The organism is Methyloglobulus sp., from assembly GCF_040079455.1.
In the GTDB taxonomy this organism is placed as follows: Bacteria; Pseudomonadota; Gammaproteobacteria; order Methylococcales; family Methylomonadaceae; genus Methyloglobulus.
This window is the reverse complement of sequence record NZ_JBEBKJ010000140.1, coordinates 1-4,776: the sequence shown is the minus strand read 5'-3', so window position 1 is coordinate 4,776 and position 4,776 is coordinate 1. Positions and strand designations below refer to the sequence as shown.

Here is a 4,776-nt window from a genome sequence, read left to right as displayed (position 1 = left end):
CCCCCCCGGCACCCTCGCTACGCTCTCCCTCTGGGAGAGGGCTAGGGTGAGGGTTGTAAATGCTTGATTTTAAATGCCTCATCCCAACCTTCTTCCATAGGGAGACGGTGCGAGTTCCATGCTCGATGCTGTACTTCCTCCATCCCTGGAAGGCGAGGGAGTTTTTTGAATTTTTAGAGATTCACTTATGACAGACAAGCCAACACCTTTGCCCATGCTAGGCTGGCGTGAATGGGTGGCCTTACCTGAGTTCGGCATTGCCCAGATTAAAGCCAAAATTGATACTGGCGCGCGTTCATCAGCGTTGCATACGGTAACACTAGAACCCTACCGGAAGGGCAGCGAAAATTGGTTGATGTTTACCGTTCAACCCAAACAGAAACAAAGTGAAGAGCTTATCGAATGCCACGCCCCCATTAAAGACCGCCGTCTAGTATCAGATTCTGGAGGTCATAAACAGCGCCGTTACGTCATAGAAACCCAGTTACTTTTTGGGCGGCAACTTATTCAAGCAGAAATAACACTGACTAACCGTGATTCGATGCGGTTTCGAATGCTGCTAGGCCGTACCGCGATGAATAAACATTTCATCATCGACCCCAACGCCTCTTATTTGCAGGGAAAAGCCACGCAGATAGTTTGATAATCGCCATAGATGCCGTCGCTGCTGTGACATTTTTTAATAAGTCACACTACTCTTTTCAGGGGATCTCTAAAAATCCCCGGCACCCTCGCTACGCTCTCCCTCTGGGCATAGGTATCTACACAACTTTTCGACGTAATAAAAACAACGAGTTGAAAAAGCAACGGACTCCCTCTCCTGCTGGGGTTGGGGTGAGGAGAATAAAATCAACTGTTTATATCCCCCTCATCCCAACCTTCTCCCTCGAGGGAGAAGGGGCAGATACTTGTGTAGATACCTATGTCCTCTGGGAGAGAGCTAGGGTTATGGTTGTAAGTGCTTGTTTTTAAAGCCCTCATCCCAACCTTCTCGGCAATAGCTCCTGCATTGCCCTACTACCTACATCCATGTAGGTATCTCAGAGGGAGACGGCGCGATTTCCATACTCGCTGTCGCACTTCCTCCATCTCTGAAAGGCGAAGGAGTTTTTTGAATTTTTAGAGATCCCCTTCATTCATTCCATATCTGGCTAAGACGATTGTCGCGTCCACAGGTAAACCGATAAAATTTATAAGCTGTTGGATTTTTTAGATAGTAATCTTGATGATAGTCTTCCGCTGGGAAAAACTTACTGGCAGGTTTAATCGTAGTGGCTATGTGTTGGTTAGATAATTTTTTGGTGATTTCTGTTTTCGAGGTTTCGGCAAGCTGCTTTTGAGTCTCGTCCTGGTAAAAAATAGCGGCTTTATACTGATCGCCCTTGTCACAAAATTGCCCATCATCATCAAAGGGGTCTATGTTGTGCCAGAAGACTTCGAGGAGTTCTGCATAGCTGACTTTAGCTGGATCATAGGTCACTTGCATCGCTTCTAAATGCCCTGTTTTACCGTTTGAAACTTCTTTGTACGTTGGGTTTTCGGTGTGTCCGCCGATGTAACCCGATGTCGTTTCTATAACGCCAGGCAAGGCATCGAATGGGGATTCCATACACCAAAAGCAGCCACCGGCAAAAACCGCTACTGCTGGTTTTTTAATGATGCTTTCATCCGCGATCAAGCCTCCGCTGAGCAATAAGCAGCTTATCAAAGCGACATTGAGGTAAGGTTGGAAATTTTTTTCTCTCATTTGATCGCCACTATTTTTGTTATCAAACTTTGCTTGGGTTGGAGTCGTCTCGATACTATGGGGTTAGTTGCGATTTCTCATTGCCCTATATTTTTAGCTATTCTACGAAGCCCAATGTAACCAGCCATTTATATCTGTAAATGCCAATAATTCAAGTTTATTTTTTGCAATTCAATAAAACTAACACCAATCCCAATGAGAACTCATTGATGGGAATCTCTAAAAATCCGGCACCCTCGCTACGCTCTCCCTCTGGGAGAAGGCTAGGGTGAGGGTTATCAATGCTTGTTTTTAAATCCCTCATCCCAACCCACTCCCTCAAGGGAGAAGGGGCAGATACTTGTGTAGATACTTATGCTTTAACACCCAAATCGCACAAATCATTCCATCGGTTACCCAGCCAAAAATTATCACGCACTACACTGGAAGAACAGTTAACGTACTGATTATTAATGTTCTAGGGGTGCGACAATTTGCCGCATGTTCAAAGGCAAGAATAGTTGTTAACCTATGTACAACTTTTGTAAGCGCTCATACCTCACTAAGTTGCATTCCTCACCTTCCCTAATGCGGATTGATGGTCTACAGAATTATAGCCCGTTAGTCCGCATCTTTTTCAGGACGTGTCGCTGCAAACAAGTCAGCGGGTTTTAAGGTTTCATACAGATGAAAATGATATGTTGATACAAATACCTGACTATGCTTTACCCCCCGCCGCAAGAAAAAAGGAAGTCGCCCAGTCGTTTTGACCTCGTTTACTTTCGGGAGAAAGGATTTTTACAGATCCACAAATGTGCCAAGTACCCCGTGTTATATCAATCCCAATAAGTTCTCATTGCCCCTTCTCCAAAGGGAGAAGGAGTTTTTTGAATTTTTAGAGATCCCCATAACAACTTATTAGGATTGGTATTATTTCTTAACAGCACTAAATAACCGATTGACCGTTTATTGATGAACACGCCACAAGCCTTAATTCTAGCTTTGTTTTTTGCCTACCTTGTGCTGTGTGTGCCTGCCGTATTCGCCAACACAGAGCAAATAAGCAATAGCTTACAACCCAGCCAACCGGCCAGCATCCAGATCACCCTATCCAAACAAGCCAACACCGCTATTCGCCTGGAAGCCAAAGCTGCCCAGTTAGGGCAAATCTTGAAAGCCATCGCTGACAAGACTGGCGTAAACATTCACTACTCCGTCCTGCCCGAAGCCCCGTGACCGCCACCTGCGTCGGTGCAAACGTCGGGCAGGTCATGGATTGCTTAGTGGCCAAACAAGTCGGGCTGGTTGCCCACAAAGCTCAAAAAAACAAGCCCGCAGAATTCTGGTTGCTGGGTTCCAGCGTGGGCAGTTGTCAGGCGGTGACGCCAGTAGTGCCACCAATTGCAGCAGCCGAACAACAGCCCACAGCAAAAGAACAAGCGCAAGCCGACCAAGCTATGCAAGAACAATCCGATTTGCTTCTGGAACAAGCCAAGTCCAAAGAACCCAGCCAACGTGCCGAAGCCATCAGCAACCTGATTTCAGGCGGAATGAAAGATGACCCCAACGTCCGCAAGGTACTGGAAGAGGCTTTGACCGATAAAAACGCCGCCATCAGGGCAAATGCCATTGTCGCGCTGGCAAGGCGCGAAGGTGAGGGCGCGACTGAACAACTCAGGCAAGCACTGAGTGACACCGATGCCAACGTAAGGATGATGGCCGTGGACAATGCCGGTAACGATAGCGTTTTACTACAACAGGCGTTGGCGGATAAAGACCCGATGATACGCGATTACGCCGCATCCAGGCTGGAAGAGCTTAACACTCAGGGCAAGGGAAATTAATGTTGCATTCAAATTCGTCATACCCGCCGGGAACGGTGCGGGTATCCAGTGCCATGGATGGTATGTGCAAAGCTATCCATACCGGAATAATGGAAAAGATAATGCGTTACAGATTGGCAAACGGTTTTTGCCAATCAAAAAACAACAGGATTGCTGGTGGCCTTATCTGGCTTCCCTCAGCAATCAACAGAATGGGGAAGTTGCAGTAATGACAGGGAATCCTTGTTCCTGGTCTTGTTAGCGCAAGGCCAGGAACGTTTTGCCGGGTAGCGAAGCAATTCCGTCTAGCACCCACCAGCCGACAATTATGGGATGTATCATAATTAGAAGCAAATATTCCTTAACAGGAGGAGCTTAAAATGCAACAAATAAAACTTAAGAAATCCGCTTTAGTAGCAGTTATGGTGTTGTCAACAGGATATATTGGGAACGCATCTGCCCATAGCCTTTCCGAGATATTGCCAACAATATCGACTATGGCTTACGACCTGTACCAAGTGAGTTGCCCAAGCGGTAGCCCGACTAATTTGCAAGCTAGGGTGAGAGGGTATGGTGCGGCATCGGCTACAACCCCGCTGGTCAGGGTCAGTGTATCTAAGGCACGTCTCGGACTGCTTTTGCCACTGACGTCACTAATAATGACGGCTCTTTAGTCGGCGATCTTATTTCTGGGGGCAGTGCGTTTGCTACGGTTAATGGCGGCGCTGGGATTTATAGTATTGTTGTACAAAAATCGGCATCTGCTGTAGTCAATTACAATATGGAATTTCATTGCCGTGGTGCTGGTGGAGTTCATACTCAGACAAATGGGGCAATAAATACAACAGCGGACTTTGATTTGCTAGTTGACCTGTAATCTGCTCCATTTTATAACCTAATGGGGCTTGATATTAATTGAGCGGTCAAAATAGAGCCGAATCAATTTAATTTCACCTCGGTTTATACAGCTAAAGCGGGTAGTCAATGATGATTGCCCGCTTTACTTTTTTATCTGGTTAATGGATATCACGGAAAACTTTGGAATAGCCAGTGAAGACTTGTACCAAGAGCGTCACAATACTCATCCATACTTTAGAATTAGGGTCAATAGACCGCACCGCAACTCCACGGGCCAGTTCTAACTTAATTACATTACTAAAAAATAGCCGTTCGCTAGGATCTGCTACACACAACTTTACGATGGTTAATGGTACGCATGACTTACCC

General features: G+C 46.2%; 7 protein-coding genes. 5 read left to right on the top strand and 2 right to left on the bottom strand.

The window, feature by feature from the left end:
- The first annotated feature begins 187 nt into the window (after nucleotides 1-187).
- Nucleotides 188-643, top strand: a complete 456-nt coding sequence (locus tag ABL924_RS17825) for an ATP-dependent zinc protease (protein ID WP_349028444.1) — start codon at nucleotides 188-190, stop codon at nucleotides 641-643.
- A gap of 489 nt (nucleotides 644-1,132) precedes the next feature.
- Here ABL924_RS17825 and msrA read toward each other — a convergent pair whose 3' ends face one another.
- Nucleotides 1,133-1,747, bottom strand: coding sequence for a peptide-methionine (S)-S-oxide reductase MsrA (msrA, locus tag ABL924_RS17820; protein ID WP_349028443.1), 615 nt, complete (start codon nucleotides 1,745-1,747; stop codon nucleotides 1,133-1,135).
- Between the two features lie 951 nt (nucleotides 1,748-2,698).
- Here msrA and ABL924_RS17815 point away from each other — a divergent pair.
- From ABL924_RS17815 to ABL924_RS17800, 4 genes are all read left to right on the top strand, one after another.
- Nucleotides 2,699-2,962 (top strand): hypothetical protein, encoded by a 264-nt coding sequence (locus ABL924_RS17815; RefSeq protein ID WP_349028442.1) that lies wholly within the window; start codon nucleotides 2,699-2,701, stop codon nucleotides 2,960-2,962.
- Nucleotides 2,959-3,570 (top strand): HEAT repeat domain-containing protein, encoded by a 612-nt coding sequence (locus ABL924_RS17810; protein WP_349028441.1) that lies wholly within the window; start codon nucleotides 2,959-2,961, stop codon nucleotides 3,568-3,570. The genes ABL924_RS17815 and ABL924_RS17810 overlap by 4 nt, the downstream gene beginning before the upstream one ends.
- On the top strand, nucleotides 3,570-3,779 hold the full coding sequence (locus ABL924_RS17805) for a hypothetical protein (RefSeq protein WP_349028440.1): 210 nt from the start codon (nucleotides 3,570-3,572) through the stop codon (nucleotides 3,777-3,779). The genes ABL924_RS17810 and ABL924_RS17805 overlap by 1 nt, the downstream gene beginning before the upstream one ends.
- Nucleotides 3,780-3,929: 150 nt before the next feature.
- Nucleotides 3,930-4,223 (top strand): hypothetical protein, encoded by a 294-nt coding sequence (locus ABL924_RS17800; protein WP_349028439.1) that lies wholly within the window; start codon nucleotides 3,930-3,932, stop codon nucleotides 4,221-4,223.
- Nucleotides 4,224-4,565: 342 nt separating this feature from the next.
- Here ABL924_RS17800 and ABL924_RS17795 read toward each other — a convergent pair.
- A partial coding sequence (locus ABL924_RS17795; protein ID WP_349028438.1) for a hypothetical protein occupies nucleotides 4,566-4,776 on the bottom strand: 211 nt, incomplete at its 5' end.

Excerpts from the sequence above, each read along its gene's own strand:
- ABL924_RS17815 (WP_349028442.1), top strand. The coding sequence starts at position 2,699 with ATGAACACGCCACAAGCCTTAATTCTAGCTTTGTTTTTTGCCTACCTT.
- ABL924_RS17805 (WP_349028440.1), top strand. The coding sequence starts at position 3,570 with ATGTTGCATTCAAATTCGTCATACCCGCCGGGAACGGTGCGGGTATCC.
- ABL924_RS17800 (WP_349028439.1), top strand. The coding sequence starts at position 3,930 with ATGCAACAAATAAAACTTAAGAAATCCGCTTTAGTAGCAGTTATGGTG.
- msrA (WP_349028443.1), bottom strand. The coding sequence starts at position 1,747 with ATGAGAGAAAAAAATTTCCAACCTTACCTCAATGTCGCTTTGATAAGC.
- ABL924_RS17825 (WP_349028444.1), top strand. The coding sequence starts at position 188 with ATGACAGACAAGCCAACACCTTTGCCCATGCTAGGCTGGCGTGAATGG.